22 protein-coding genes and 3 riboswitches are annotated in these 21,741 nt (G+C 68.7%); of the genes, 12 read left to right on the top strand and 10 right to left on the bottom strand.

The window, feature by feature from the left end:
- Positions 1 to 95 precede the first annotated feature (95 nt).
- Positions 96 to 1,184, top strand: coding sequence for a 3-deoxy-7-phosphoheptulonate synthase (locus OEJ36_RS11140; RefSeq protein ID WP_263401575.1), 1,089 nt, complete (start codon positions 96 to 98; stop codon positions 1,182 to 1,184).
- A gap of 158 nt (positions 1,185 to 1,342) precedes the next feature.
- Here OEJ36_RS11140 and cobN read toward each other — a convergent pair whose 3' ends face one another.
- A complete protein-coding gene (gene cobN / locus OEJ36_RS11135) occupies positions 1,343 to 5,077 on the bottom strand; it encodes a cobaltochelatase subunit CobN (RefSeq protein WP_263401574.1) in 3,735 nt (1,244 codons plus the stop codon).
- Between the two features lie 60 nt (positions 5,078 to 5,137).
- On the bottom strand, positions 5,138 to 6,190 hold the full coding sequence (cobW, locus tag OEJ36_RS11130) for a cobalamin biosynthesis protein CobW (protein WP_317891576.1): 1,053 nt from the start codon (positions 6,188 to 6,190) through the stop codon (positions 5,138 to 5,140).
- Positions 6,191 to 6,285: 95 nt separating this feature from the next.
- Positions 6,286 to 6,480, bottom strand: a riboswitch (cobalamin riboswitch).
- A 58-nt stretch (positions 6,481 to 6,538) separates the two neighbouring features.
- A riboswitch (cobalamin riboswitch) is annotated at positions 6,539 to 6,751 on the top strand.
- Positions 6,752 to 6,852: 101 nt separating this feature from the next.
- Here cobW and OEJ36_RS11125 point away from each other — a divergent pair.
- From OEJ36_RS11125 to OEJ36_RS11100, 6 genes are all read left to right on the top strand, one after another.
- On the top strand, positions 6,853 to 7,035 hold the full coding sequence (locus tag OEJ36_RS11125; protein WP_021219636.1) for a CbtB domain-containing protein: 183 nt from the start codon (positions 6,853 to 6,855) through the stop codon (positions 7,033 to 7,035).
- A 10-nt stretch (positions 7,036 to 7,045) separates the two neighbouring features.
- Positions 7,046 to 7,753 carry a CbtA family protein gene (locus OEJ36_RS11120; protein WP_263401573.1) on the top strand — a complete coding sequence of 236 codons (708 nt, stop codon included), beginning with the start codon at positions 7,046 to 7,048 and terminating at the stop codon, positions 7,751 to 7,753.
- A 73-nt stretch (positions 7,754 to 7,826) separates the two neighbouring features.
- Positions 7,827 to 8,237 carry a cobalamin biosynthesis protein gene (locus OEJ36_RS11115; RefSeq protein WP_263401572.1) on the top strand — a complete coding sequence of 137 codons (411 nt, stop codon included), beginning with the start codon at positions 7,827 to 7,829 and terminating at the stop codon, positions 8,235 to 8,237.
- The gene (gene cobM, locus OEJ36_RS11110; protein ID WP_263401571.1) at positions 8,234 to 8,998 is read left to right on the top strand and encodes a precorrin-4 C(11)-methyltransferase; all 765 of its coding nucleotides are present in this window, start codon (positions 8,234 to 8,236) and stop codon (positions 8,996 to 8,998) included. The genes OEJ36_RS11115 and cobM overlap by 4 nt, the downstream gene beginning before the upstream one ends.
- Before the next feature lie 197 nt (positions 8,999 to 9,195).
- Positions 9,196 to 10,080 carry a sugar nucleotide-binding protein gene (locus OEJ36_RS11105; RefSeq protein WP_021219640.1) on the top strand — a complete coding sequence of 295 codons (885 nt, stop codon included), beginning with the start codon at positions 9,196 to 9,198 and terminating at the stop codon, positions 10,078 to 10,080.
- Positions 10,073 to 11,002 carry an NAD-dependent epimerase/dehydratase family protein gene (locus OEJ36_RS11100; protein ID WP_263401570.1) on the top strand — a complete coding sequence of 310 codons (930 nt, stop codon included), beginning with the start codon at positions 10,073 to 10,075 and terminating at the stop codon, positions 11,000 to 11,002. The genes OEJ36_RS11105 and OEJ36_RS11100 overlap by 8 nt, the downstream gene beginning before the upstream one ends.
- 108 nt (positions 11,003 to 11,110) lie before the next feature.
- On the opposite strand, the gene OEJ36_RS11095 is transcribed toward OEJ36_RS11100, so the two are convergent.
- From OEJ36_RS11095 to OEJ36_RS11075, 5 genes are all read right to left on the bottom strand, one after another.
- Positions 11,111 to 11,803 carry an OmpW/AlkL family protein gene (locus OEJ36_RS11095; protein ID WP_263401569.1) on the bottom strand — a complete coding sequence of 231 codons (693 nt, stop codon included), beginning with the start codon at positions 11,801 to 11,803 and terminating at the stop codon, positions 11,111 to 11,113.
- Between the two features lie 114 nt (positions 11,804 to 11,917).
- Positions 11,918 to 12,445 (bottom strand): DUF3299 domain-containing protein, encoded by a 528-nt coding sequence (locus OEJ36_RS11090; protein WP_263401568.1) that lies wholly within the window; start codon positions 12,443 to 12,445, stop codon positions 11,918 to 11,920.
- A gap of 7 nt (positions 12,446 to 12,452) precedes the next feature.
- Positions 12,453 to 13,715 (bottom strand): ABC transporter permease, encoded by a 1,263-nt coding sequence (locus OEJ36_RS11085; RefSeq protein WP_263401567.1) that lies wholly within the window; start codon positions 13,713 to 13,715, stop codon positions 12,453 to 12,455.
- Position 13,716: 1 nt separating this feature from the next.
- The gene (locus OEJ36_RS11080; protein ID WP_263401566.1) at positions 13,717 to 14,424 is read right to left on the bottom strand and encodes an ABC transporter ATP-binding protein; all 708 of its coding nucleotides are present in this window, start codon (positions 14,422 to 14,424) and stop codon (positions 13,717 to 13,719) included.
- A gap of 38 nt (positions 14,425 to 14,462) precedes the next feature.
- Positions 14,463 to 15,056, bottom strand: a complete 594-nt coding sequence (locus OEJ36_RS11075) for a DUF2796 domain-containing protein (protein ID WP_263401565.1) — start codon at positions 15,054 to 15,056, stop codon at positions 14,463 to 14,465.
- 130 nt (positions 15,057 to 15,186) lie between these two features.
- Here OEJ36_RS11075 and OEJ36_RS11070 point away from each other — a divergent pair, with 130 nt between their 5' ends.
- The gene (locus OEJ36_RS11070) at positions 15,187 to 15,540 is read left to right on the top strand and encodes a hypothetical protein (RefSeq protein WP_263401564.1); all 354 of its coding nucleotides are present in this window, start codon (positions 15,187 to 15,189) and stop codon (positions 15,538 to 15,540) included.
- 102 nt (positions 15,541 to 15,642) lie between these two features.
- Here the strand turns inward: OEJ36_RS11070 and trxA are convergent, their stop codons facing one another.
- From trxA to OEJ36_RS11055, 3 genes are all read right to left on the bottom strand, one after another.
- Positions 15,643 to 16,512, bottom strand: coding sequence for a thioredoxin (trxA, locus tag OEJ36_RS11065; RefSeq protein WP_263401563.1), 870 nt, complete (start codon positions 16,510 to 16,512; stop codon positions 15,643 to 15,645).
- 73 nt (positions 16,513 to 16,585) lie between these two features.
- Entirely contained in the window at positions 16,586 to 17,239 is a 654-nt protein-coding gene (locus OEJ36_RS11060; protein WP_263401562.1) for a class I SAM-dependent methyltransferase, read from the bottom strand.
- The gene (locus OEJ36_RS11055; RefSeq protein ID WP_263401561.1) at positions 17,236 to 17,673 is read right to left on the bottom strand and encodes a YbaY family lipoprotein; all 438 of its coding nucleotides are present in this window, start codon (positions 17,671 to 17,673) and stop codon (positions 17,236 to 17,238) included. The genes OEJ36_RS11060 and OEJ36_RS11055 overlap by 4 nt, the downstream gene beginning before the upstream one ends.
- 122 nt (positions 17,674 to 17,795) lie before the next feature.
- Here OEJ36_RS11055 and nrdR point away from each other — a divergent pair, with 122 nt between their 5' ends.
- From nrdR to ribBA, 4 genes are all read left to right on the top strand, one after another.
- Positions 17,796 to 18,260 carry a transcriptional regulator NrdR gene (gene nrdR, locus OEJ36_RS11050; protein ID WP_031287756.1) on the top strand — a complete coding sequence of 155 codons (465 nt, stop codon included), beginning with the start codon at positions 17,796 to 17,798 and terminating at the stop codon, positions 18,258 to 18,260.
- A 3-nt stretch (positions 18,261 to 18,263) separates the two neighbouring features.
- A complete protein-coding gene (gene ribD / locus OEJ36_RS11045; protein ID WP_263401560.1) occupies positions 18,264 to 19,373 on the top strand; it encodes a bifunctional diaminohydroxyphosphoribosylaminopyrimidine deaminase/5-amino-6-(5-phosphoribosylamino)uracil reductase RibD in 1,110 nt (369 codons plus the stop codon).
- 181 nt (positions 19,374 to 19,554) lie between these two features.
- Positions 19,555 to 19,700: riboswitch (FMN riboswitch) on the top strand.
- A gap of 210 nt (positions 19,701 to 19,910) precedes the next feature.
- The gene (locus OEJ36_RS11040; protein ID WP_021219653.1) at positions 19,911 to 20,573 is read left to right on the top strand and encodes a riboflavin synthase; all 663 of its coding nucleotides are present in this window, start codon (positions 19,911 to 19,913) and stop codon (positions 20,571 to 20,573) included.
- 17 nt (positions 20,574 to 20,590) lie between these two features.
- Complete coding sequence (ribBA, locus tag OEJ36_RS11035; RefSeq protein ID WP_021219654.1) at positions 20,591 to 21,685, top strand: bifunctional 3,4-dihydroxy-2-butanone-4-phosphate synthase/GTP cyclohydrolase II; 1,095 nt, start codon at positions 20,591 to 20,593, stop codon at positions 21,683 to 21,685.
- Positions 21,686 to 21,741 lie beyond the last annotated feature (56 nt).

The raw sequence follows: 21,741 nt of genomic DNA, 5'->3' as shown, positions 1-21,741 counted from the left end.
TTTAGCCGCTTCGCCGCCGCACTCACACCCCTGAATCGAACACCCAGTTAGAGCGCCGCGCGCGGACCGAACCGCGCCGGCCGAGGATGCCCGTCATGAATTCCGTTTCCGTATCGCCCATCGCCGCCCAGCCCCTCCACGCCCTGCCGCTGGAAAGCCTGGCTTCCCCCTCGCGCAGCACCCAACCGCTGCCCACCCCCGCCGAATTGCGCCAGCGCCTGCCGCTGCACGATGCCCTGGCCCGCCAGGTCCGTGCCCAGCGCGATGCCGTGCGCGCGGTGCTGGATGGCGACGACCCGCGCCTGCTGGTGGTGGTCGGCCCCTGTTCCATCCACGATCCCGAATCCGCCCTCGACTACGCCCGCCGCCTTGCCGCGCTGGCGCCGGAGGTGAGCGACCAGTTGCTGCTGGTGATGCGCGCCTACGTCGAGAAGCCGCGCACCACGGTGGGCTGGAAGGGGCTGGTGTACGACCCGCACCTGGATGGCAGTGGCGATATGGCGGCCGGCCTGGCCCTCAGCCGCCGGCTGATGCTGCAGATGATCGAACTGGGGCTGCCGGTGGCCACGGAATTGCTGCAACCCCTGGCCGCGGGCTACTTCGATGACCTGCTGGGCTGGGCCGCCATCGGTGCGCGCACCAGCGAATCCCAGGTGCATCGCGAGATGGTCAGTGGCCTCGACCTGCCGGTGGGCTTCAAGAACGGTACCGACGGCAGCCTCGGCATCGCCACCGACGCCATGCGCTCGGCGGCCCATGCACACCAGCACTTCGGCATCGACGACCAGGGCCACCCGGCGCTGGTGCAGACCGCCGGCAACGCCGATACGCACCTGGTGCTGCGCGGCGGCCACCAGGGCCCGAACCATGACGCAGCCAGCGTCGCGGCAGCACGGGCGGGGCTGGAGAAGCTCGGCATCGCGCCGCGCATCATGGTCGACTGCAGCCATGCCAACAGCGGCAAGGACCCGCTGCGTCAGCCGGCGGTGCTGGCGGACGTGATCGACCAGCGCCTGGCCGGCCAGGACGCCCTGCGCGGGGTGATGATCGAGAGCCACCTGTTCGACGGCGCGCAGTCGCTGTCCTGCGGCCTGCGCTACGGCGTGTCCATCACCGATGGCTGCCTGGGCTGGGACGGCACCGAGCGCATCCTGCGGGAGGCGGCGGCGCGGTTGCGCGGGTGATCATCGGTGGGCGGGGCGTTGCCCCGCCGGTTCGAGCGTAGGGCGGGTGAAACCCGCGTGTGCCGATGGGGCTTCGTGCCGGGGGTGTTCGCGAGCAGAGCTCGCTCCTACAAGGGCGCCGGATTTATCCGCGAAGGCGGTGCGGCGGAACGTCGAAGCTACTGCTCCTCGATATCCAGCAGCAGGTTCTCGATGGCCTCGCGGTAGTCGCCGGGGTGTTCCCAGAGGCCGCGTTGCTGGGCTTCCACCAGGCGCTCGGCGATATCGCGCAGGGCGTCGGGGTTGTGCTGCTGGATGAAGTCGCGGGTGTCGGCGTCCAGCAGGTAGGCGTCGGCCAGCAGCTGGTACTGGTGGTCGTCGATCAGTTCGCTGGTGGCGTCGAAGGCGAACAGGTAGTCCACGGTCGCGGCCAGTTCGAAGGCGCCCTTGTAGCCGTGGCGCTTCATGCCGGCGATCCACTTGGGGTTGGCGGCGCGCGAGCGCACCACGCGGCCGAGTTCTTCCTTCAGCGAGCGGATGCGTGGCAGGTCCGGCTGGCTGTGGTCACCGTGGTAGCTGGCCACTTTCTCGCCGCGCAGGGTCTCGGCGGCGGCGAGCATGCCGCCCTGGAACTGGTAGTAGTCGTTGGAGTCGAGGATGTCGTGCTCGCGGTTGTCCTGGTTCTGCAGCACTGCCTGCAGCCGCTCCAGGCGTTGGGCGAAGCGCGCCCGCGCGGGCGTGCCGGCATCCTGGGCGCCGTAGGCGTAGCCGCCCCAGTTCAAATACACCTCGGCCAGTTCGGCTCGGTCCTGCCATTGGCGCTCCTCGATGGCGCCCTGCACGCCGGCGCCATAGGCCCCGGGCTGGGCGCCGAAGATGCGCCAGCCGGCCTGCAACCGCGCATCGTCCACGGCCAGCCCCTCGGCGGCGAGGCGGGCGCTTTCCAGTTTCACCCGCGCGGCCAGGGGGTTCATGTCCTCGGGTTCGTCCAGTTCGGCGACGGCCTGTACGGCGGCGTCGAACAGGCGGATGAGGTTGGCGAAGGCATCGCGGAAGAAGCCCGACACCCGCAGCGTCACATCCACCCGGGGGCGATCGAGCAGTGACAGCGGCAGAATCTCGAAGTCTTCCACGCGCTGGCTGCCGGCCTGCCACACCGGGCGCACGCCCATCAGCGCCAGGGCCTGGGCGATGTCGTCGCCGCCGGTGCGCATGGTGGCGGTGCCCCACACGGAAAGGCCGAGCTGGCGCAGGTGGTCGCCCTCGTCCTGCAGGTGGCGTTCCAGCAGCAGGCTGGCGGACTGGAAGCCCAGGCGCCAGGCGGTGGGCGTGGGCAGGTTGCGCACGTCCAGGGTGAAGAAGTTGCGCCCGGTGGGCAGGGTATCGAGGCGCCCGCGGCTGGGGGCGCCGCTGGGGCCGGGCAGCACGAAGCGGCCTTCCAGGGCGGCCAGCACGCCGCCGATCTCGGCGGGGCCGCAGGCGTCCAGGGTCGGGGCGACGACCTGGCGCAGGCTGTGGATAACCAGGTCGCTGGCGGGGCCCACGGACGGATGATCAGTCGCCCGGATCATCTCCAGGGCCAGCAGCTCCAGGCGCTCGCGGGTGTCGCCGTTGCTGCGCCAGGGTTCGACGCTGACCTGCTCCAGCAGCGCCGGGCGCGGGCCTTCCCAGGCTTCGGCCCAGTTGCAGTCCAGTGGGTCGCGGCCCAGTTGCAGGTCGGTGGCGAGCGCACGCAGCAGGCTGGCGTTGGCGCCCTTGCCGTCGCCCCGGGGGATGCGCACCAGGGACAGCAGGGTGTCGTCGCGCAGGCCGCCGACGGGGGATTCGCCGAACACATGGAGGCCGTCGCGGATCTGCGACTCCTTGAGGTCGCAGAGGTAGGCATCCAGCTGCGGCAGCCAGCTTTCCGGGTCGTCGCTGATGCTCAGCTCCAGCTCGCGGTCCAGCGCGGTGGCCTTCACCAGTTCGAGGATCTCGCCGCGCAGTTGCACGGCGCGGCGCGGGTCCAGCAGCGAGGCGTCGTAGTACTCGTCGGCCAGGCGTTCGAGGTCGCGCAGCGGGCCGTAGTTCTCGGCGCGGGTCAGCGGCGGCATCAGGTGGTCGATGATCACCGCCTGGGCGCGGCGCTTGGCCTGGGCGCCTTCGCCGGGGTCGTTGACGATGAAGGGGTAGATGTTCGGCAGCGGGCCCATCACCGCGTCCGGCCAGCACTCGGCGGAGAGGCCGACGCCCTTGCCCGGCAGCCATTCCAGGTTGCCGTGCTTGCCGACGTGGACCAGCGCGTCGGCGCCGAACACCTCGCGCAGCCAGAAGTAGAAGGCCAGGTAGCCGTGGGGCGGCACCAGCGCGGCATCGTGGTAGATGGCCGCCGGGTCCAGCTGGTAGCCGCGCGCCGGCTGGATGCCGACGAAGGCCAGGCCGAAGCGCAGGCCGGCGACCATCATGCGCCCGGCGCGGAACATCGGGTCCTGCTGCGGTTCGCCCCAGCGCTCCGTCACCGCCCGCTGGTTGGCCTCGGGCAGGCGGGCGAAGCAGGCGAGGTAGGCGTCCAGCGCCAGGCTCTGGGCGCAGGGGCGTGCGTCGAGGCTTTCGAGGTCGTTGCTGACGCCGCCCAGCAGGCTGTGGATAAGTGCCGTGCCGTTCTCCGGCAGGCCGGCCAGGGGGTAACCCTCGGCCTCCAGGGCGCGGAGGATGTTCAGCGCGGCGGCCGGGGTGTCCAGGCCCACGCCGTTGCCGATGCGGCCGTCGCGGGTGGGGTAGTTGGCGAGGATCAGTGCTACGCGCTTGTCGGCGTTGGCCTTGCGCCCCAGTAGCAGCCAGTGGCGCGCCAGTTCGGCGACGAAATCCATGCGTTCGAGGTGGGGCAGGTAGCACACCACGTCGCTCTGGCTGCGCTCGCTGCGCCAGGCCAGTCCCTTGAAGCTGATGGGGCGGGTGATGATGCGCCCGTCCAGCTCCGGCAGGGCGATGTGCATGGCCAGGTCGCGCGGGCCGAGGCCTTGCGGGTTCTCTTCCCAGAGCGGCTGGTTGTCCAGCGAGCAGATGGCCTGCAGCACCGGCACGTCGCGGCGGAACGGGCGTTGGCCGGGTGAGTCGGGGTTGGATTGGGCGAAGCCGGTGGTGTTGATGATCAGCTCGGCGTCGGCGGCGTCCAGCCAGTCCTCGACCACGGCCAGGCACTCGGCCTCCTTGAGGCTGGCGACGGCGATGGGCAGCGGGTTGATGCCGACGGCGGCGAGGCGCTCGCAGAAGGCGTCGATGAAGGCGGTGTTCGCCGCCTGCAGGTGGGTGCGATAGAACAGCAGGGCCGCCACCGGCTGGCCCTCCCGCCAGTCGGCGCGCCAGTGGTCGAGATGAGCGGGGCGCTGGTGCGGGTGATGCACGGCGACGCGGGGCAGGGCGCTGGGCGCCTGCCAGGGGTAGTCGCGGCCCAGGCAGCGGGTAGCGAGGCTGGCGAACAGCTGGCGGGCGTTGTCCAGGCCGCCCTGGCGCAGGTACTGCCAGCAGCGCTCGGCGTCTTCTTCCGGGACGCTGCACAGGCGGGCCAGCTCCGGGTCGGGGCGGTCGTCGCCGGGCACCAGGATCAGCTGCGTGCCGCGCTCGGCCAGGGCCACCAGTTGCTCGATGCCGTAGCGCCAGTAGCCGACGCCGCCATGCACGGAGATAAGGATGACCTTGGCGTGCTGCAGCACCTCGTCGACGTAAAGGTCCACCGAGGCGTGGTTCTGCAGCTGCATGGGGTTGGCCAGGCGCAGGCTGGGGTAGTCCGCCGGCAGCTCGCGGGCGGCCTCGGCCAGCAGCGCCAGGTGCGAATCACCGCTGCAGAGGATCACCAGCTCGGCGGGCGTCTGGGCCAGGTGGGCGATGCCGTCGTCGGGGACGAAGCCGCCAGGTTGGGTGCGCAGCAGGTGCATGGCTCGGGCCTTGGCTCGGTGGAGCGGCCCTCTCCCGGGGGAGAGGAACCGGTTCGGCGGTTACGCCAGGGCGGTGCGCAGTTCGTTGGCGATGGTGGCCTGCTCCAGCTCCTGGCCGATCACCACCAGGCGGGTGGCGCGGGTTTCGTCGGCCAGCCACTTGCGGTCGAAGTGCTTGTCGAAGCGCTTGCCGACGCCCTGTACCAGCAGGCGCATGGGCTTGCCGGGGATGGCGGCGAAGCCCTTGATGCGCAGCACGTCGTGGCGCTCCACCAGTTGGCCGAGGGCGGCCAGCAGGGCGGCTTCCTCCACTTCCGGCAGGTCGACGTGGAAGGAGTCGAACTCGTCGTGGTCGTGGTCCTCGTGCCCTTCATGGTCGTGGTGGGTGGCGCGGCTGTCGATGTGCGCCTCGGCCTCGGCGTTCAGGCCCAGCAGCACGGAGAGCGGCACCTTGCCGGCGCTGGCTTCGACGATCTTCACCGCCGGCGGCAGCTCCTTGGCCACCTCGGCGCGCACGGCGGCCAGGGCATCGGCGTCGAGCAGGTCGGCCTTGTTGAGGATCACCAGGTCGGCGCTGGCCAACTGGTCTTCGAAGAGTTCGTGCAGGGGCGACTCGTGGTCGAGGTTCGGGTCCTGCTTGCGTTGTTCGTCCACCTGCTCGGGATGGGCAGCGAAGGTGCCGGCGGCGACGGCGGGGCTGTCGACCACGGTGATCACCGCGTCCACGGTGCAGGCGCTGCGGATCTCCGGCCACTGGAAGGCCTGCACCAGGGGCTTGGGCAGGGCCAGGCCGCTGGTTTCGATAAGGATCTGGTCGAGGTCGCCACGGCGCGCCACCAGCTCGCGCATCACCGGGAAGAACTCCTCCTGCACGGTGCAGCACAGGCAGCCGTTGGCCAGCTCGAAGACGCGGCCCACGGCTTCTTCCTCGGTGCAGCCGATGGAGCATTGCTTGAGGATTTCACCATCGATGCCCAGCTCGCCGAACTCGTTGACGATCACCGCGATGCGGCGGCCCTCGGCGTTGTCCAGCATGTGGCGGAGCAGGGTGGTCTTACCGGCACCGAGGAAGCCGGTGACGATGGTGACGGGGAGTTTGGCCAGGGTTTTCATGCGCGGCAGCCCTTCGCTGGGAGTCGATCGGATCGGCGGGCGCGCGGGACGAGGGCAATCGGGGCCCGATTCGCCACCGGATCACCCCGCCCGGTTGTATGGAAATTCGCCGAGGCAGGTCTCCTGGCTCACAGCCTGGCGAGATGCGCCGCCCCTCCGCCTTCCCGCCCGGTGGGCAGTGGCTGTGGATAGGACCTCAGCTGTTCACAGTTGCGGGGGCAGCCACGGCTTGGCCGTGTTCCCTCTTAGCCGCGGCGCACGGCCGCAGAACCTCGAAGGGCCGAAGGCTACGCAGGGCGGGGGCGGCGGTCAATCGCGGCGGTTGACGGCCGGTCGGACTCGTGATGTTCTTGTGCGGTTTTTCCAGGTGTCTCGCGCCGTCGCGCGCGAGGTGAAACGGGAAGTCGGTGTGCCCCAGGGCGAGTCCGACGCTGCCCCCGCAACGGTAAGCGCACGTAGGGATCTGTAGGCCACTGTGTCCAGCGGACATGGGAAGGCAAACCCGACCAGCCATGGCTGGCGTCGCAAGCCCGGAGACCGGCCTGATCACTTTTTTGGCAACCCGCGGTGGGCGGGCGCACGCCGGAAATGCGGTCCCCGCGCGGCCGCTTTCTTCGCACGCGTTCCTCTTGCCGACTCACCCGCATCGCAGAGGAAGCACCATGTCCAGCAGCACACTGAGCCATTCGGCCGCCGCCGTCCCCCTGTCCAAACGCCTGGCCATCGCCATCGGTGCCAGCCTCCTGGGCCTGTCGCTGGTGTACTTCGCCGGCTTCTCGCACATCGAGGCGGTGCACAACGCTGCCCACGATACCCGTCACAGCTCCGCCTTCCCCTGCCACTGAGGGCGCAATCGTGATCAAGCGCATCGCCCAGACCGCCGGGTTCGCCGGCCTCTTCGCCGCCATCGTGCTGACCCTGCTGCAAAGCTTCTGGGTCACCCCGCTGATTCTCCATGCGGAAACCTTCGAGAACTCGGCACCGGCCGAGCAGACCGAGCACGCCCACGAGCACGCCGCCGGCGCGCCCGCCCATGAACACGATGCCGAGGCCTGGGCGCCGGAAGACGGCTGGCAGCGCACCCTGTCCACCGGTGGCGCCAACCTGGTAGTGGCGGTCGGCTTCGCCCTGCTGCTGGCCGCGCTGTTCAGCCTGCGTGGCCCGACCCGCGCCTGGCAGGGCCTGCTCTGGGGCCTGGCCGGTTTCGCCACCTTCGCCCTGGCACCGTCCCTCGGCCTGCCGCCGGAGCTGCCGGGTACCGCAGCCGCTGATCTGGCCCAGCGCCAGGTCTGGTGGATCGGCACCGCCGCCTCCACCGCCGCTGGCCTGGCGCTGATCGCCTTCGGCCGCAACTGGGTCCTGCGCATCGTCGGCCTGGCGCTGCTGGTGATCCCCCATGTGGTCGGCGCACCGCAGCCTGAAGTGCATGCGAGCCTGGCGCCGGAAGCGCTGGAGCACGAGTTCATCGCCGCCTCGCTGGTGACCAACGCGCTGTTCTGGGGCGCCCTGGGTTGGGCCGCTGCCTGGCTGTACCAACGCTCCGCGAGCCAAGACCTGGCGTGAGCCGGGCTTCAGCGCTGATCGACCCCGCGCAGGGCCCAGCCCTTCGCGGGGTTTTGTTTTGTGAGCCCGGGCGATGACCCTGGTGGCTGGCCTCGGTTGCCGGCGCGGCTGCTCGGAGCAGGAGTTGCGCGCGCTGCTCGACGCAGCCCTGGCCGAGCAGGGACTTGCACTAGGCGATCTCAGTGCCCTGGCCAGTGTCGACAGCAAGGCCGATGAGCCGGGGTTGCAGGCGCTGGCGCTGACCCTTCGCTTGCCCCTGGCGCTGTTGCCGGCGGCGCAGCTGGCGGCTTGCGAGGGGTGCTTGTCCGGCCTGTCGGCCATCGCCCTGCGGGAAACCGGCAGCCCCGGCATCGCCGAAGCCGCCGCGCTGGTACAGGCCGAGGCCCTGGCCGGCCGCCCGGCGCGGTTGCTGGTGGAGAAACGCCGCAGTGCCAACGCCACCTGCGCGCTGGCCTGCACCCTTGAGGATGTGGATAACCCATGACGATCTATTTCATCGGCGCCGGTCCCGGCGATCCGGAGCTCATCACGGTCAAGGGCCAGCGGTTGATCCGCAGTTGCCCGGTGATCCTCTACGCCGGTTCCCTGGTGCCGGAAGCGGTGCTGGACGGGCATAGCGCCGAGCGGGTGGTGAACACCGCCGAGCTGCACCTGGAGGCGATAGTCGCCCTGCTGGCCGAGGCCCACGGGCGTGGCCAGGACGTGGCCCGGGTGCATTCCGGCGACCCGTCGCTGTATGGCGCCATCGGCGAGCAGATCCGCCACCTGCGCGCGCTGGGCATTCCCTATGAGGTGGTGCCCGGCGTCACCGCCACCGCCGCCTGCGCCGCGTTGCTCGGCACCGAGCTGACCCTGCCGGATATTTCCCAGACGCTGATCCTCACCCGCTTCGCCACCCGCACGCGTATGCCCGAGGGCGAATCCCTGGCGGAGCTGGCGCAGCACCGCGCGACCCTGGCCATCCACCTGGGCGTCAGCCACCTGCCGCGCATCGTCGAAGAACTGCTGCCGCACTACGGCGCCGATTGCCCCGTGGCCGTGGTACACCGCGCCAGCTGGCCCGACCAGGACTGGGTGACCGGCACCCTGGCAGACATCGAGGCACGGGTGGCGCAGAAGGATTTCCGCCGCACCGCGCTGATCCTCGTGGGCCGGGTGCTGGCTGCCGAAGGTTTCACCGATTCCTCGCTCTACCACCCCGATCACGCCCACCTCTACCGCCCGACGGAGCCACCGCAGGGCTGAAGTGGCGTGCCGCATGGCGCGCCACTAGTGACGCAGCGCCGGGAAATAAGCAGAATGCGTCTTTCCCGGTCGGAAACGGCCGCTGGCTTGCGTGCCCGATGTCCCCGTCACGGCGATCCTCCTGGTCACAGGGAGGGCGCTATCGCGGGACGACGGCTGATCGTTAACACCCACTGGCTTTAAGCGACCTTCTGTCTATGCGTATGCGCTTGATGCTCCTGGGCGGTGGCAATGCCCTTGGCCAGGCGCTTATCCGCCTGGGGGCCGAGGATGATGTAGGGTTCCTCGCCCCGCGCCCGCCCGAACAGGGCTGGGATGCCGCCAGCCTGACCCAGCTGCTCGACGACACCCGCCCCGATGCGGTGATCAACCTCGCCTACTACTTCGACTGGTTCCAGGCCGAAGAGGCCAGCGCGGGCCGCTTCGCCGCGCAGGAACGCGCGGTGGAACGCCTGGCCGAGCTCTGCCAGCACCACGGCATCGTCCTGCTGCAGCCTTCCAGCTACCGCGTCTTCGACGGCGCCCGGGCCACCGCCTACAACGAGAAGGACGAGACCATCCCCCTCAGCCTGCGCGGGCAGTCCCTGTGGCGCATCGAGCAGAGCGTGCGCGCGGTGTGCCCCAAGCACGTGCTGCTGCGTTTCGGCTGGCTGCTGGATGACAGCAACGAAGGCATCCTCGGGCGCTTCCTCGCCCGTGCCGAGCGGGACGACGAGCTGATGCTGGCCGACGACCGCCGTGGCAACCCCACGCCGGTGGACGATGCCGCGCGAGTGATGCTCGCGGTGCTCAAGCAGCTGGACTGCGCGGCGCCGCTCTGGGGCACCTACCACTATGGTGGCCACGAGGCGACCACCACCCTGGCGCTTGGCCAGGCGGTGCTGGCCGAAGCCCGCAACCTGCACACGCTGAAGGTGCAGGAAATCACCCCCCAGGCCCACGCCGCCCGTCCCGATGCGGCGGACGAACCGCAGCATGCGGTGCTGGCCTGCAAGAAAATCCTCCATACATTCGGCATCAAGCCCCGCGCCTGGCGCGCGGCGTTGCCCGCTCTCCTGGATCGTTACTACCGCCATGGCTGATTCCCCCATCCTCGTTACCGGCGGCGCCGGCTTCATCGGCTCCAACCTGGTGGACGCGCTGCTGGCGCGCGGGCATTCCGTGCGCATCCTCGACGACCTGTCCACCGGCAAGCGCGACAACCTGCCGTTGCACGATTCCCGCGTCGAACTCATCGAAGGCAACGTCGCCGACGCTGCGCTGGTAAGCCGTGCCATGGCCGGCTGCAAGGCGGTGGCGCACCTGGCCGCGGTGGCATCGGTGCCGGCTTCGGTGGACGACCCGGTGGCCACCCACCAGGCCAACTTCATCGGCACCCTCAACGTGTGCGAAGCCATGCGCGAGCACGGCGTGAAGCGCGTGGTGTTCGCCTCCAGCGCCTCGGTCTACGGCCAGAACGGCGAAGGCCAGGCCATCGACGAAAACACCCCCACCGCGCCGCTGACCCCCTACGCGGTGGACAAGCTGGCCAGCGAGCAATACCTGGATTTCTACCGTCGCCAGCACGGCCTGGAGCCGGCGGTGTTCCGCTTCTTCAACATCTTCGGCCCGCGCCAGGACCCGTCCTCACCCTATTCCGGGGTGATCAGCATCTTCACCGAGCGCGCCCTGGCCGGCACGCCGATCACCCTCTTCGGTGACGGCGAGCAGACCCGTGACTTCGTCTATGTCGGCGACCTGGTGCAGGTGCTGGTGCAGGCCCTGGAAAACCCCAGCGTCGAAGCCGGCCCGGTGAACGTCGGCCTGCAGCGCTCCACCAGCCTCAAGGACCTGCTCGCCGCCATCGGCAGTGTGGTGGGCGAACTGCCGGCCATCAGCTACGCCGAAGCGCGCTCCGGCGATATCCGCCATTCCCTGGCGAACAACGGCCGCCTGCTGGAGCGCTTCGCCTTCCCCGAGCCAACGCCCCTGGCGGTCGGCCTGGCCCACTTGCTGGGCCGCTGAGCCGAATGGAAAAGGCGCCCGCGAGGCGCCTTTTTTCATTCCGCTTCAGCGAGCTGCGACACCAACGAAAAAGGCGCCCGAAGGCGCCTTTGTTCATTGCGGTCGGGCTTAGAACTTGTAGCCCAGGCCGACCATGTAGACCCACGGGTCGACATCCACGTCCACCTTGGCGCGTACGCCCAGGGCGGTGTTGTCGACGTAGGCGCGGGTGTCGATGTCGATGTAGCGCACCTGGGCGTTGACCATGATGCTGTCGGTCAGCATGTAGTCGGCGCCGACCTGCCAGGCCAGGCCCCAGGAGTTCTTCACGCGGAAGTTGTCGAAGCCGGCTGCGGTTGCGCCGCTGCCCACGTGCTCGTCATAGATCCAGGTGTAGTTGATGCCGGCGCCCACGTAGGGCTGGAAGGCCGACTGGGATTCCAGCGGGTAGTACACGACGCTCAGGGTCGGCGGCAGGTGCTTCAGCGAACCCAGGCTGCCGTTGGCGGCGTCGAGGGCGGTGCCCTTGAGCTTCACTTCGTGCTCGAAGGGGGTGGCAGCCAGCAGTTCCAGACCGAAGTGGTCGGTCAGCATGTAGGCGAAGTTCAGGCCCAGCTGGGTGTCGCTGTCCATGGTCGCCTTGCCGCCCAGGTCGGCGCCGGCCAGGGGGCCGCGGTCTACCTTGACGCTGGAGCTGTCGGCTTTCGGGTTGACGGTGATGGCACCGGCACGAACGAGGATGTCACCCGCCTGGTGAGCCTGGGCCAGAGGGGCGGCCACAGCGAGGGCGAGAAGGGAGGCGGCTAGGAACGGCGTTTTCATTTATTGGCTCCGAGGTCATGAGCTTGTGTTGGCTGGGCTCAGTTTCGGGGAGCACGAACCACGGCACCTTGATCTAGCTCAATGCCGTGGTGAGTTCGTTAGCAGGCTTGCTTATCAGCTCTCGGGGATCTCGTACGGGTAGATCTTGCTGGCTTCCATCTGGTAGCCGGCCTCGGCCAGTTCGCTGGTGCTGGACTTCACCTGCAACGGCCCTTCGATCCAGAACGGCTGGTAGAGCGCGTCCATCAGCACGCCGAGCTCGCTGGTGACGTGGACGATCTGGTTCGACGGCGGTGGCGGCACATGGATGCAGGCACCGAAGTAGGGGACCAGCAGGAAGTCGGTCACGCGGCCTTCTTCGGTCACGTCCAGCGGCACGATATAGCCCGGCAGCTTCACTTCCACGCCATCCAGCGTCGGCACCACCGGAGCGGCCGGCGACTGCTGCATGGCGGCCGGGCCCGCCTCGGCGGCCAGGGAATCGGCCAGTTGCGAGAGGTCGTGGATGGGCGCGGGGGGCGGTGGCGGCGGAGCGTCGGCGGGGATCAGCTCGGACCAGGTCAGTTCGCGGACCTCACCGGCCCAGAGGCCGGTGGCGGTCAGCAGGATCAGGGCCGGAAGGGCCAGCAGGGCGCGTTTCATCATGGGCTCACAGGCGAATGGACAGGCCGTCGGCCAGGGATTGCCGATAGGCGCGCCAAGCCGGCACGGCGCCCATCAGCAGGGCGGCGGCCAGGATACCGCCCAGCAGCGTCCACTCATAGCGGCTCGGCAATGCCAGCGGCAGGTAGAGGCCGTAGTTGGCCTGCACGTAGCCCTGGGCGAGGGCGATGCCGAGGTACAGCAGCACCAGGCCGAGCACCGCACCGGCCAGGGCCAGGGCGAAGGCTTCCAGCACCAGCAGGCTGGCGATATGCCAGGGCCGCGCGCCCACCGAACGCAGGATGGCCATCTCGCGGCGGCGCTCGTTGAGGCTGGTGAGGATGGCGGTGAGCATGCCGATCAGCCCGGTGAGCACCACGAACAGCGAGACCACGAAGAGTGCCTTCTCGGCCGTGCCCATCAGGCTCCAGAGTTCCTGCAGGGCGACGCCGGGGAGGATCGCCAGCAGCGGCTCGCCACGGAATTCGTTGATCTCCCGTTGCACGGCGAAGGTGGCGATCTTGCTGTTGAGGCCGAGCAGGAAGGCGGTGATGGCCTTGGGTTGCAGGTCCAGGGCGCGGGCCTGCTCGGCGCTGACCTTGCCGGCACCGCGCGCGGGCACGCCGTTCTGCCAGTCGACGTGGAGCGCCTCCATTCCCGCCAGGGAGATGTGCAGGGTGCGGTCCACCGGCGTGCCGGTGCGCTCGAGGACGCCGACCACGGTAAAGGGCTTGTCGTCGTGTTGCACCAGGCTGACGGTGGCGACGCCGTGGGACAGCACCACCTTGTCGCCCAGCTTGTATTTCAGTGCCTCGGCCACTTCTGCGCCGAGCACCACGTCGAACATGTCGGCGAAGGGTTTGCCTTCGGCCAGCTTCAGCGGCTGGGCGCGGCCGTAGCGGTAGTGCTCGAAATAGGCCTCGCTGGTGCCCATCACTCGGTAGCCCTTGTGGGAGTCACCCAGGGAGATGGGGATGGCCCATTTCACCTTGGGGTTGTTGGCGAGGGTTTCGAAGCTGTCCCAGCGGATGTTGTTGGTGGCGTTGCCGATGCGGAACACCGAATACAGCAGCAGGTTCACCGAACCGGAGCGGGCGCCGACGATCAGGTCGGTGCCGCTGATGGTGCTGGCGAAGCTGGCGCGGGCTTCGGTGCGCACCCGCTCGACCGCCAGCAGCAGGCAGACGGAAAGGGCGATGGCGAAGACCGTGAGCAGGGCGGTGAAGCGGCGGTTGGCGAGGCTCGCCAGGGCCAGGCGGAACAGATACATCTCAGGCCTCCTGCGGGCGCGCGGCGCGGTTCAGTTCCAGCAGCGACAGGCTGCGATCGAAGAGCGGTGCCAGGCTCTGGTCGTGGCTGACGAACAGCAGGCTGGCCCCGGCCTCGCGGCATTCGCCGAAGAGCAGCTGGAGGAAGCTTTCCCGGGCGTCGGCATCCAGGGCCGAGGTGGGTTCGTCGGCGATCACCAGTTCCGGCTGGCCGATCAATGCGCGGGCGGCGGCGACGCGCTGCTGCTGGCCGATGGACAGGGCATCGGCGCGGCGTTCCAGCAGGCTGGCGGCCAGGCCCAGGTGGCCGAGCAGGGTGGCGGCGGCCTGGGCCACGCTGCCGTGGCGCTGCTGGGCGCGCTGGGCCCGCAGGCGCGAGAAGTGGCAGGGCAGCTCGACGTTCTCGCGCACGGACAGGAAGGGCAGCAGGTTGAACTGCTGGAAGATGTAGCCGGTGTGGTCGACGCGGAAGCGGTCGCGGGCGCCGGAGGCCATCTTGCCCAGGTCGCGGCCCAGCAGGTTGACGCTGCCACGGCCGGGCGTCTGCACGCCGCCGAGCAGGCCCAGCAGGGTGGTCTTGCCGCTGCCGCTGGGGCCTTTGAGGAAGAGGGTCTCCCCGCTTTGCAGGGCGAAGGCGGGGATGTCGAGCAATTCGGCGTGGCCCGGCCAGGCGAAGCCCAGGTCGGTGATTTCGATCAGTGTCTGGCTCATGGGGTGCCGACCGGGTTGCCCCGGCCGGTTCATCGGGTTCAGAAGCTCAGGGAAGGGTTGGCAGGGGTCAGCTCGGCGCCTTGCTGGCCCTGCGGGCCGATCAGTTGTACCTGAATTTTCTGGGTGGCAGGGAAGCGCTCGAACAGCTCCTTGAGGTCCAGGGTCTTGAGATTCTCGGGCTTGGCGCATTCCAGCTGGTAGTGGGCGTGGATCTCGCTGTGCTCGTGGTGGTGCTCGTGGCCTTCCGCTTCATCATGGTCGGCGTCTTCGTGTTCATGCTCGTGTTCCGGCGCGTTGCCGAACAGCGGGCTTTCCAGCTCCTGGCCAGCGACCTTGCAGGTGGCGACCAGGGGGATGGCGAACAGGTCCAGGGGCTTTTCCAGCTGGGCGCGGGCGGCGGCGACCTTGGCCTTGTCGGCGTCGCTGTTGGCGGCGTGTTCGAAGCCCACCAGGTTCATGGCAGGGCTTTCCAGCTCCAGCTCCAGGCTGTTGCCGTCCAAGGCGACGTTCATCCGCGCCACGCCGTGTTCGTGGGCGCCGAGGCTGCCGTGTTCCTCGTGTTCGTGGTCATGGGCCTGGGCGGCGGCCAGGGGCAGCAGGGCGAAGGGCAGGGCGAGCAGCAGGCGGCGCATGGGGCACTCCGGGGTGGGGCTGAAATGAGGTGTTACGTTATAACAACTTTGCGTTGGCCATGCCAGTGCTGCTTGGCGCCTCGTGGAGGGGCGTGGGAGCATTGCCCGATTCAAACCCGGGGAACTGGACATGCTGCGAATTCGTGGACGGATCGGCGATTGGCCGGTCGACCTGACTGTGGAGATGGACGAGGAGGACTGGCAGCGCCTGGGCGGGCAATTGCAGGTCAGCGTCGAGGCGCCGTCGGCTCCTGCCCCTGTGGCCACGCCTGCCGCGCCGAAGCGCAACGATGCCCTGTGGGATGCTGCGCTGGGCCTGTTGCAGGGCGCCGGGCGCATCGAGGGGCCGCGCCTGCTGGTGGAGCTGGAAGCCCTGGCCGGTGGCGCCGCTGCCGGCAAGCGCCTGCTGGTGCGGCTGCGCCACAGCGAGCAGGTGCAGCTGGAGATGGGCGGCGACGCGCCCATCTATATCTGGAAGGGGTAAGCGCCGTAGGTTGGCGCCGAGCGCAGCGAGGCCCAACGTGATGGATGTGGGCTCCGCTGCGTTGGGCTTCGTACCTCAGCCCAACCTACGTCGGTCGAACGATCAGTAGATCGCCTGGTACAGCTTGCGGCGGTAGGTGGTGACCAGCGGGTGGTCGTTGCCCAGCAGGTCGAACACCTGCAGCAGGGTCTTGTGGGCGATGCCTTCGGCGTAGCTGCGGTTGCGCACGAACAGCTTGAGCAGGCCGTCCAGTGCCGGCTCGTACTGCTGGCGGGCCAGTTGCTGGATGCTCAGCTGGTAGCTGGCCTCGTCGTCCTCGGCGTTCTGTGCCAGGCGCGATTTTAGGTCGGCGGCTTCCGGCAGGTCGGCGGCCTGGCGCAGGAAGGTCAGCTGCGCGCGGGCACCGGCCAGGGCCTGCTTGTGCTCGTCGCTCTTCACCGCATCCAGTACCGCCTGGGCTTCGCCCAGCTCACCGCGCTCGGCCAGGCAGCGCGCATAGAGGATCAGCGCGGCGGCGTTGCTGTTGTCTTCGGTCAGCACCTGCTTGAGCAGGGCCTCGGCGTCGCCGATACGGCCTTCGGTGAACAGCGCCTGGGCGGTTTCCAGCGGGTCGGCAGCGGCCGGTGCGGGTTGCTGCACATGGGGTTCGAGCATGGCGCGGATCTGCGATTCCGGCTGCGCGCCAGCGAAACCGTCCACCGGCTGGCCGTCCTTGAACAGCACCACCGTGGGCAGGCTGCGGATGCCGAAGCGCATGACGATGTCCTGCTCGATGTCGCAGTTGACCTTGGCCAGCAGCAGCTCGCCCCGGTACGACTCGGCGATCTGCGCCAGCAGCGGCATCAGCGCCTTGCACGGCGCGCACCACTCGGCCCAGAAGTCCACCAGGACCGGCTTGTGGAAGGAGTTCTGGATCACCGCCTGGTCGAAGTCGGCGGCGGTGGTATCGAAGATATAGGGCGTGTCGCTCATCGGGGTTCTCGAGTGCGCAAGGGATGGGCGAATGATACGGCTGCCGCCTGCAGCCGCCTACCGGGGCTCGTCGTTATCTCACTGCGTGATACAGGCTCACGTGGCGGAATTCCTCGGGCTCGGCCAGGTCCGGCCAGGTGCAGGCTTCGAGCATGGCCAGGCGGTTGTAGTGCGGGTGGGCGAAGTCGCGGACGCGGGAGTCGGCCACCAGGGCTTCGCGGCCACGGCTTAGGAAATGGTCGAGCAGGGGCAGGTTGGCGCGGTCGTAGAGCACGTCGGCGACCACGATCAGGTCGAAGCGGTCCTCTTCGGCGAAGAAGTTTTCGGAGTAGCCCAGCTCCACGCCATTGAGTGCGGCGTTGGCGCGGCAGGATTCCAGTGCCAGTGGGTCGAGGTCGCAGGCCACCACTTCCGCCGCACCGGCCTTGGCCGCGGCGATGGCGGCGACGCCGGAGCCCGCGCCGAAGTCCAGCACGCGCTTGCCGGCCACCCAGTCGGGGCGCTCGGCGAACCAGCGCGCCAGGGCCAGGCCGCTGGCCCAGCAGAAGCACCAGTAGGGCGGCTCTTCGAGGATGCGCCGGGTTTCCTCGGGGTTGAAGGCACGGTCCATGTTGGTGCCGTCGATCAGCCACAGGCGCAGGTCGGTGCCCGGCAGCGTCTCGGCGCTGAGGCGGGCGTCGCCGAGCAGGTCGCCGAGGGCGCGCTGCAGGCCTTCGGGGGGCGTCATGGTGCGCGTTCCAGCTGCAGCTGGCCGAGGGCCTGGCTCTCGGCCTGGAGGATGCGCCGCGGTGCCAGGCGCTGCACCAGCTGGCCGGACTGGCTGACCCGGGCGCGCAGCTCGACGCGCCGGCCCTGGGGGAACACCTCGGGGTTGAAGGTCAGCTTGAAGGGCAGGGCCTGGCCGGTGCCCGAGAGGCGCAGGCTGGCCAGCAGCTGTTGCGGGCGGTCACGGTCGTCGATCACCAGCAGGGCCATTTCCACTTCGCTGCCGGCCGGGGCGCCGAGCAATTGGCCCCTGAGCTCGCGCAGGTGGGCAGGCGTGGGTTCTTCGGCCTGCACGCGGGGCGCGGCCGGCTTGGGGGCAGGCGTGGGCGCGACGGGCGGCTCGCTGGAGCAGGCGGCCAGCAGGGCGGCGAGGGAAAGAACGGAAAGGGCACGCATCGATGACTCCTGGCCTTTGTTGCGGAGGGCTCTGGGCGGCCTTATAACGCAAAGCCCGCGGCTTGTCTTGCGGGGGAGATGCGCTACCATGTGGCCTTCTTTTTCCGCAGTTGTCGCCCACCATGCACTGTCCCTTCTGTGGCGCCCATGACACCAAGGTGATCGATTCGCGACTGGTCGCCGAAGGCGATCAGGTCCGCCGTCGCCGCGAATGCCTGGCGTGCGAGGAACGCTTCACCACCTTCGAGACCGCCGAACTGGTCATGCCCCGGCTGATCAAGCAGGACGGCAGCCGCCAGCCCTTCGACGAGGAAAAGCTCCGCGCCGGCATGCAGCGCGCGCTGGAGAAGCGCCCGGTGAGCATCGAGCGCCTCGAAGAGGCCATCGCCCATATCAAGCACAAGCTGCGCGCCACCGGCGAGCGCGAGGTGAAGTCCCGCGTACTCGGCGAACTGGTGATGCTGGAGCTGCAGAAGCTCGACGAAGTCGCCTATATCCGTTTCGCTTCGGTCTACCGCCGATTCCAGGACCTCAACGAGTTCCGCGAGGAAATCGAGCGCCTGGCCCGTGAGCCCTCGAAAGACTAAGGCATGACCCAGAACGATCAGGCCTTCATGGCCCGCGCACTCGAGCTGGCCCGCAAGGGCCTGTATTCCACCCATCCGAACCCCCGCGTCGGCTGTGTGATCGTCCAGGACGGGCGCATCGTCGGCGAAGGCTGGCATGCCCGTGCCGGCGAGCCCCATGCCGAGGTCCACGCCCTGCGCCAGGCCGGCGACAAGGCCCGTGGCGCCACCGCCTACGTCACCCTCGAACCCTGCAGCCACCATGGCCGCACGCCGCCCTGCGCCGATGCCCTGGTCAATGCCGGCGTGGCGCGTGTGGTGGCGGCGATGCAGGACCCCAACCCCGAAGTTTCCGGCCGTGGCCTGCTGCGCCTGATGCAGGCCGGCATTGCCGTGCAGAGCGGTGTGCTGGAAGCCGAGGCGCGTGCGCTGAATGCCGGCTTCATCAAGCGCATGGAGCAGGGCCTGCCTTTCGTTCGCGTCAAGCTGGCGATGAGCCTGGACGGCCGCACCGCCATGGCCAGTGGCGAAAGCCAGTGGATCACCGGGCCCGATGCCCGCGCCGCCGTGCAGCGCCTGCGTGCCCGCGCCAGCGTGGTACTGACCGGGGCCGACACCGTGCTCGCCGATGACGCGCGCCTCACCGTGCGCCCGGACGAACTGGGCCTGAATGCCGAGCTCACCGCCCTGGCGCTGGATCGCCCGCCGGTGCGCGTGCTGGTGGATGGCCGCCTGCGCGTGCCGCTGTCCGCCCCCTTCTTCCAGGCCGGGCCGGCGCTGGTGGCCACCTGCGCCGCCGCTGCCGCGCGCGACCGCTTCCAGGACGATGGCCACGAGCTGCTGGCGGTGCCGGGCAGCAACGGCCACGTCGACCTCAAGCGCCTGCTGGCCGAGCTGGCCTCGCGCGGCGCCAATGAAGTGCTGGTGGAAGCCGGCCCCCGCCTGGCCGGCGCCTTCGCCCGCGCCGGGCTGGTGGACGAGTACCAGATCTTCATGGCCGGGCGCATCCTCGGCTCCAGCGCCCGCCCGCTGCTGGACTGGCCCCTGGCACGGATGGCCGAGGCGCCGCAGCTGAAGATCGTCGAGATGCGTTCGGTCGGTGATGACTGGCGGATTATTGCGGTGCCTTTGTGAAGGCAGCGGCAAGCCTCAAGCTTCAAGCTTCAAGCTTCAAGCTTCAAGCCTCAAGCTAGAAGCTAGAAGCTAGAAGCTAGAAGCTAGAAGCCGGCACACTTGCAGCTTGCAGCTTGCAGCTTGCAGCTTTCCCCTTTCCCCTCCTTGTGTTAAAAAACCGCCTCGGCTACGCAAGTAGCCGAATCGTTCTCAGGGCGGGGTGAAAGTCCCCACCGGCGGTAATTGCGCATTGCGCATAGCCCGCGAGCGCTTGCTTAGTCGCAAGGTCAGCAGACCCGGTGTGATTCCGGGGCCGACGGTCATAGTCCGGATGAAGAGAGAACGGGATTGCCTGCCTGGGCGTGTTTCTGCGCGCCTGCGAAGTCCCTTTCGATCCAACGTGCCCTGTTTTTTCATAAACAGGAGTTCAACGATGTCCCATACCTTTCTCCCGGCTCTCGCAGCATCGTCTGCGTGGATGACCGCGAGCGCATCCCGGGTGCCTATAATGCGCTCCCGGGCCTTGCGCCCCGGCCATCCTGTTGCAGTGGAGGTTCCATGTTCACCGGCATAATCGAAGCGATCGGCAGCATCCGTGCGATCACCCCCAAGGGCGGTGACGTGCGCGTCTACGTGGCCACCGGCAAGCTCGACCTGGGCGACGTGAAGCTCGGCGACAGCATCGCCGTCAATGGCGTCTGCCTCACCGCGGTGGAACTGCCCGGCGACGGCTTCTGGGCCGACGTCAGCCGCGAAACCCTGGCCCGTACCGCCTTCATCGACCTGAAGACCGGCAGCAAGGTCAACCTGGAAAAGGCCCTGACCCCCACCAGCCGCCTCGGCGGGCACCTGGTCAGCGGTCATGTCGATGGCGTGGGCGAGATAGTGGCGCGGGAAGACAATGCCCGTGCCGTGCAATTCAGGATCCGCGCACCGCGTGAACTGGCGAAGTACATAGCCCTGAAGGGGTCGATCACCGTCGACGGCACGAGCCTGACGGTGAACGCGGTCAATGGCGCCGAATTCGAGCTGACCATCGTCCCGCACACCCTGGATGAAACCATCATGGCCGACTACCGGCCGGGCAGGCAGGTCAACCTCGAGGTCGACCTGCTGGCGCGTTACCTGGAGCGCCTGCTGCTGGGCGACAAGGCCGCCGAGCCCGCTGCCTCCGGCCTGACCGAAAGCTTCCTCGCCGAACACGGCTACCTCAAACACTGAATTCAAAAGGAGGGCCCATGGCTCTCAATAGCGTTGACGAACTGATCGAAGACATCCGCCAGGGCAAGATGGTCATCCTCATGGATGACGAAGACCGCGAGAACGAAGGCGACCTGATCATGGCCTCCGAGTGCGTGCAGGCCGAGCACATCAACTTCATGGCGCGCTTCGCCCGTGGCCTGATCTGCATGCCCATGACCCGCGAGCGCTGCGAGACCCTCAAGCTGCCGCTGATGGCCCCGCGCAACGGCTCCGGTTTCGGCACCAAGTTCACCGTTTCCATCGAGGCCGCCGAAGGCGTCACCACCGGCATCTCCGCCGCCGACCGTGCGCGCACCGTGCAGGCTGCAGCCGCCAAGGGCGCCAAGGCCGACGACATCGTCAGCCCCGGCCACATCTTCCCGCTGATGGCCCAGCCCGGCGGCGTGCTGGCCCGCGCTGGCCACACCGAAGCGGCCTGCGACCTGGCGCGCATGGCCGGCTTCGAGCCGTCCGGGGTGATCTGCGAAGTGATGAACGACGACGGCACCATGTCCCGTCGCCCCGAGCTGGAGGCCTTCGCCGCCGAGCACGGGATCAAGATCGGCACCATTGCCGACCTCATCCACTACCGCCTGATCCACGAGCGTACCGTCGAGCGCATCGCCGAACAGCCGCTGGACAGCGAGCTGGGCCAGTTCAACCTGGTCACCTACCGCGACGCCGTCGAGGGCGACGTGCACATGGCGCTGACCCTGGGCACCATCAGCCCGGAAGAGGCGACCCTGGTGCGCGTGCACAACATGGACCCCCTGCGCGACCTGTTCATGGTCAACCAGGAAGGTCGCTGGAGCCTGCGCGCGGCGATGAAGGAAGTGGCCAAGGCCGGCAGCGGCGTCGTGCTGCTGCTGGGCAACCCGCTGACCGGCCCGCAACTGCTGGCGCACCTGGAGCGCCAGCTGGGCAGCGATGCCAAGGTCACCAACCCCGCCACCTACAGCACCGTCGGGGCCGGCTCGCAGATTCTTCGCGATCTCGGTGTGCGCAAGATGCGCCTCATGAGTTCGCCGATGAAGTTCAATGCGATATCCGGTTTCGACCTGGAAGTTGTAGAATACCTGCCCGCTGAATGACCCGTAGGGCGCGCCACATGCCGTGAACGCGCCCTCGCTCTTTAATGAACGAGAAC

Source organism: Pseudomonas sp. PDM13 (assembly GCF_025685765.1).
In the GTDB taxonomy this organism is placed as follows: domain Bacteria; phylum Pseudomonadota; class Gammaproteobacteria; order Pseudomonadales; family Pseudomonadaceae; genus Metapseudomonas; species Metapseudomonas solani.
Note: the sequence above shows the minus strand (reverse complement) of the source record. Positions and strands in the feature narration are given on the sequence as shown.

Excerpts from the sequence above, each read along its gene's own strand:
- OEJ36_RS11140 (WP_263401575.1), top strand. The coding sequence starts at position 96 with ATGAATTCCGTTTCCGTATCGCCCATCGCCGCCCAGCCCCTCCACGCC.
- cobN (WP_263401574.1), bottom strand. The coding sequence starts at position 5,077 with ATGCACCTGCTGCGCACCCAACCTGGCGGCTTCGTCCCCGACGACGGC.
- cobW (WP_317891576.1), bottom strand. The coding sequence starts at position 6,190 with ATGAAAACCCTGGCCAAACTCCCCGTCACCATCGTCACCGGCTTCCTC.
- OEJ36_RS11125 (WP_021219636.1), top strand. The coding sequence starts at position 6,853 with ATGTCCAGCAGCACACTGAGCCATTCGGCCGCCGCCGTCCCCCTGTCC.
- OEJ36_RS11115 (WP_263401572.1), top strand. The coding sequence starts at position 7,827 with ATGACCCTGGTGGCTGGCCTCGGTTGCCGGCGCGGCTGCTCGGAGCAG.
- cobM (WP_263401571.1), top strand. The coding sequence starts at position 8,234 with ATGACGATCTATTTCATCGGCGCCGGTCCCGGCGATCCGGAGCTCATC.
- OEJ36_RS11105 (WP_021219640.1), top strand. The coding sequence starts at position 9,196 with ATGCGTATGCGCTTGATGCTCCTGGGCGGTGGCAATGCCCTTGGCCAG.
- OEJ36_RS11100 (WP_263401570.1), top strand. The coding sequence starts at position 10,073 with ATGGCTGATTCCCCCATCCTCGTTACCGGCGGCGCCGGCTTCATCGGC.
- OEJ36_RS11095 (WP_263401569.1), bottom strand. The coding sequence starts at position 11,803 with ATGAAAACGCCGTTCCTAGCCGCCTCCCTTCTCGCCCTCGCTGTGGCC.
- OEJ36_RS11090 (WP_263401568.1), bottom strand. The coding sequence starts at position 12,445 with ATGAAACGCGCCCTGCTGGCCCTTCCGGCCCTGATCCTGCTGACCGCC.
- OEJ36_RS11085 (WP_263401567.1), bottom strand. The coding sequence starts at position 13,715 with ATGTATCTGTTCCGCCTGGCCCTGGCGAGCCTCGCCAACCGCCGCTTC.
- OEJ36_RS11080 (WP_263401566.1), bottom strand. The coding sequence starts at position 14,424 with ATGAGCCAGACACTGATCGAAATCACCGACCTGGGCTTCGCCTGGCCG.
- OEJ36_RS11075 (WP_263401565.1), bottom strand. The coding sequence starts at position 15,056 with ATGCGCCGCCTGCTGCTCGCCCTGCCCTTCGCCCTGCTGCCCCTGGCC.
- OEJ36_RS11070 (WP_263401564.1), top strand. The coding sequence starts at position 15,187 with ATGCTGCGAATTCGTGGACGGATCGGCGATTGGCCGGTCGACCTGACT.
- trxA (WP_263401563.1), bottom strand. The coding sequence starts at position 16,512 with ATGAGCGACACGCCCTATATCTTCGATACCACCGCCGCCGACTTCGAC.
- OEJ36_RS11060 (WP_263401562.1), bottom strand. The coding sequence starts at position 17,239 with ATGACGCCCCCCGAAGGCCTGCAGCGCGCCCTCGGCGACCTGCTCGGC.
- OEJ36_RS11055 (WP_263401561.1), bottom strand. The coding sequence starts at position 17,673 with ATGCGTGCCCTTTCCGTTCTTTCCCTCGCCGCCCTGCTGGCCGCCTGC.
- nrdR (WP_031287756.1), top strand. The coding sequence starts at position 17,796 with ATGCACTGTCCCTTCTGTGGCGCCCATGACACCAAGGTGATCGATTCG.
- ribD (WP_263401560.1), top strand. The coding sequence starts at position 18,264 with ATGACCCAGAACGATCAGGCCTTCATGGCCCGCGCACTCGAGCTGGCC.
- OEJ36_RS11040 (WP_021219653.1), top strand. The coding sequence starts at position 19,911 with ATGTTCACCGGCATAATCGAAGCGATCGGCAGCATCCGTGCGATCACC.
- ribBA (WP_021219654.1), top strand. The coding sequence starts at position 20,591 with ATGGCTCTCAATAGCGTTGACGAACTGATCGAAGACATCCGCCAGGGC.